Annotated in this window: 2 protein-coding genes; both read left to right on the top strand. The window is 59.7% G+C overall.

Annotated elements, in window-relative coordinates:
- Positions 1 to 335: 335 nt before the first annotated feature.
- Complete coding sequence (locus tag G510_RS0113145) at positions 336 to 2,900, top strand: GIY-YIG nuclease family protein (protein ID WP_051216767.1); 2,565 nt, start codon at positions 336 to 338, stop codon at positions 2,898 to 2,900.
- Between the two features lie 44 nt (positions 2,901 to 2,944).
- The gene (locus G510_RS0113140; RefSeq protein WP_029153982.1) at positions 2,945 to 3,280 is read left to right on the top strand and encodes a nucleotide pyrophosphohydrolase; all 336 of its coding nucleotides are present in this window, start codon (positions 2,945 to 2,947) and stop codon (positions 3,278 to 3,280) included.
- Positions 3,281 to 3,351: the final 71 nt, after the last annotated feature.

Here is a 3,351-nt window from a genome sequence, read left to right as displayed (position 1 = left end):
GCTGGGCTTCCGGAACCTGACCAACTACATCGCCAGGAGTTTGCTCGAGACTGGCGGATTCAGGCCACTGCTACACGCTCAAATACGATGAGCCTATATACTCGCGGGTGCTTTCAGCGACGAGTTGACGGCGAATCGTTTGGATTCCTACCTGCGTACGCGGTTCGTCCGTTTTTTGGTCTCGTTGCGCAAGATTACGCAGCACGCGAACCGTGATGTCTACTCGTTCGTGCCGGCGGTCCCATTGGATCGCGAATGGACTGATGAAGCTCTCTACGAGAGGTATGGGTTGAGTGCGACCGAGATTGAGTTTGTGGAGTCGCAGGTTGCCGCTCATGACTGATGAAGATTCGATCTCGATCCACAGGGCTGGTCTACTTCCTACCAAGCCCGAGGCGCGTCCCCGTATCTACGCATATGCGATTAATGACGGGCCCCACGAGGGCCTGTTGAAAGTCGGTCAGACGACGAAGCAGGTGAAGGTGCGCGTTGCACAGCAGTTGAAGACGGCCGCGATCGAGAATTATCGAATCGTCATCGATGAGCCTGCGGACCTTGAAGATGGCGGCGTAATCCGCGACCACGAGGTCCGCGAACGGCTCAAGCAGAAGGGATTCGACAACACGCAGCTTGAGTGGATGCGTTGCTCCGTGGAGGACGTAAGGGCTGCGATCACGGAACTACGCCACAGAAAGCAGCCGGGAGGTACGCACCACGCGACCTTCACAATGCGCGAGGAACAGCGCGACGCGGTTGAGAAGGCGTACGAGTATTACCACTCGATCTGGGCCGATGACGCGGATTCTGTGCCCGAGTTCCTGTGGAACGCGAAGATGCGCTTTGGAAAGACCTTTGCCACATACCAGCTCGCCAAGAAGCTGAAAGCGAGGCGTGTCCTGGTCATCACATTCAAGCCCGCGGTCGAAGACGCTTGGCGTTCCGACCTGATGTCACACGTCGATTTCGAGGAGTGGCAGTATCTGTCCCGGGCGACGGGCGGCGATCCTGCAAGCATGGATTCGTCGCGACCGCTCGTGTTCTTCGGCTCTTTCCAGGACCTCCTCGGGCGCGACGTAGCCGGCAACTTCAAGGCGAAGCACAGGTGGCTCACTGACATGACGTGGGACCTCGTGGTGTTCGACGAGTACCACTTCGGGGCATGGCGCGATGCCGCGAAGGAGCTATTCGAAGGCGAAGACGATCAGACCATCAGGTCCGAGGCGAGGACCGATAAAGATCAGGACGCATTCGCCGAGCAGGCAGAGGAGTTCGGAGACGATCCCGACGCATTCGTGCCGGTCCGGGCGCGCTCCTACCTCTACCTGTCGGGGACTCCGTTCAAGGTGTTGAAGGAAGGGCGCTTCATCGAGGAGCAGATCTTCAACTGGACCTATACGGATGAGCAGCGCGCGAAGGCTACGTTCGCGATGGAACGACCGAACGAACCCAACCCATACGCGGCGCTACCCGAGATGCGGCTGCTCACCTATCAGATGCCCGACGAGCTTCTCGCCGTAGCGAGCAAAGGCGAGTTTGATGAGTTCGATCTCAACACTTTCTTCGAGGCGAGTGGCGAGGGAGTGGATGCCGAGTTCGTGCACAAAGACGACGTGCAGAAGTGGCTCGACATCCTGCGTGGCGCCCACCTCCCCACTCAGGTCGACGCGATGAAATCTGGCACGCGCCCGCCGCTGCCGTATTCGGATACGCGTCTCCTGCCATACTTGCAGCATTCGATCTGGATGCTGCCGCGCAAGTCGTCGTGCTCGGCAATGGAGAACTTGCTTGCCGAACGTCAGAACGTGTTCTGGCAGGGTTACACGGTTGTCAACGTCTCTGGCCCGGGAACGGGAGTCGGGCTCGACGCACTTCCTCCAGTACGCAAGGCGATTGGCAGCGGCCACGACACGAAGAGCATTACGCTGACGGTCGGAAAGCTGACGACCGGTGTCACTGTTCCGCAATGGTCGTCGATTCTTATGCTGCGAAACTTGAAGGCGCCTGAGACGTACTTTCAGGCCGCGTTCCGGGTGCAGTCTCCGTGGACTATTCGCAACCCCAACGGAGATAATCCGCACGCCGAGGAGATACTGAAGCCGGCGTGCTTTGTGTTCGACTTCGCACCGACTCGTGCGTTGCGTCAGATCAGCGAGTATGGCCAGGGGCTCGCACCTGAGTCGCCGAATCCGGAACGTGCAGTCGAGGAGCTCGTGAGCTTCTTGCCGGTGCTCGCCTACGACGGCTCGCACATGACGCTCGTCGACGCCGGTCAGATTCTCGACATCGCGATGGCTGGAACCTCGGCGACGTTGTTGGCAAGGCGATGGGAATCCGCGACGCTCGTTAACGTCGACAACCTGACCCTCAAAAAGATCATGGCGAACCCAGAGGCGATGGCGGCCGTCATGAATATCGAGGGCTTCCGCGCGCTGGGCGACAGCGTGTTCGAGACTGTCGTCAACAAGAGTGAAGCCGTTCAGAAGGTCAAGAAGGAGAAGGGGGACGACCTCGACAAAGCCGCGAAGCGGGAGCTGACCGCCGAGGAGAAGGAATACAAGTCGAAACGCAAACAGATCCAGGAGAAGTTGATTAAGTTCGCCACCCGGATCCCGGCGTTCATGTACCTCACTGACTATCGCGAGCACACGCTGAACGATGTGATCCGCAAGCTCGAACCGGACCTGTTCCGCACAGTGACGGGTCTGACGGTCGACGACTTCGACCTGCTCGTGTCGTTGGGCGTCTTCAACGCGAGCCATATGAACCAAGCGATCTTCGCGTTTCGCCGATATGAGGACGCGTCCCTGCAGTACACCGGGATCGACTCGCACCAGGGCCTTCGTCACTACGGCGGCTACGACACGGTCGTCGCTGCGGAAGAGGTCATCCCGACTTCGTAAGACACTGTCGGAAATGCACGACTGGTAGGGATATCCTGGCGAGCATGTCGCCGATTGACGTCCAACGCGAGCTCCGTGAGTTCGTCGCCGAGCGCGATTGGGCACAGTTCCACTCGCCGGAGAACCTTGCGAAGTCGATTTCGATCGAGGCAGGCGAACTGCTCGAGGAGTTCCAGTGGGGTGAGCCGGCTGACGAACAGGCTGTCCGTGACGAGCTCGCAGACGTGCTGACCTATTGCCTTCTCCTCGCCGACCGCCTCGGCGCCGATCCGGCCGAGATCGTGCGGACGAAGCTCGAGAAGACGCGTGCGAAGTACCCCGTCGGCAAGGCGCGTGGCCGAAGCGTGAAGTATGACGGCTCTTCGCATTTGAGCGTGTAGTGCCCGTCCGGGAGGACGTGCGCGTGGCGGTCCCGTGAGAGAGGTCGAGGCCTCCCGAGGATGGAAGTTCC

Source organism: Microbacterium gubbeenense DSM 15944 (assembly GCF_000422745.1).
In the GTDB taxonomy this organism is placed as follows: Bacteria; Actinomycetota; Actinomycetes; order Actinomycetales; family Microbacteriaceae; genus Microbacterium; species Microbacterium gubbeenense.
Note: the sequence above shows the minus strand (reverse complement) of the source record. Positions and strands in the feature narration are given on the sequence as shown.

Coding starts and splice junctions, on each gene's coding strand:
- G510_RS0113145 (WP_051216767.1), top strand. CDS start 336: ATGACTGATGAAGATTCGATCTCGATCCACAGGGCTGGTCTACTTCCT.
- G510_RS0113140 (WP_029153982.1), top strand. CDS start 2,945: ATGTCGCCGATTGACGTCCAACGCGAGCTCCGTGAGTTCGTCGCCGAG.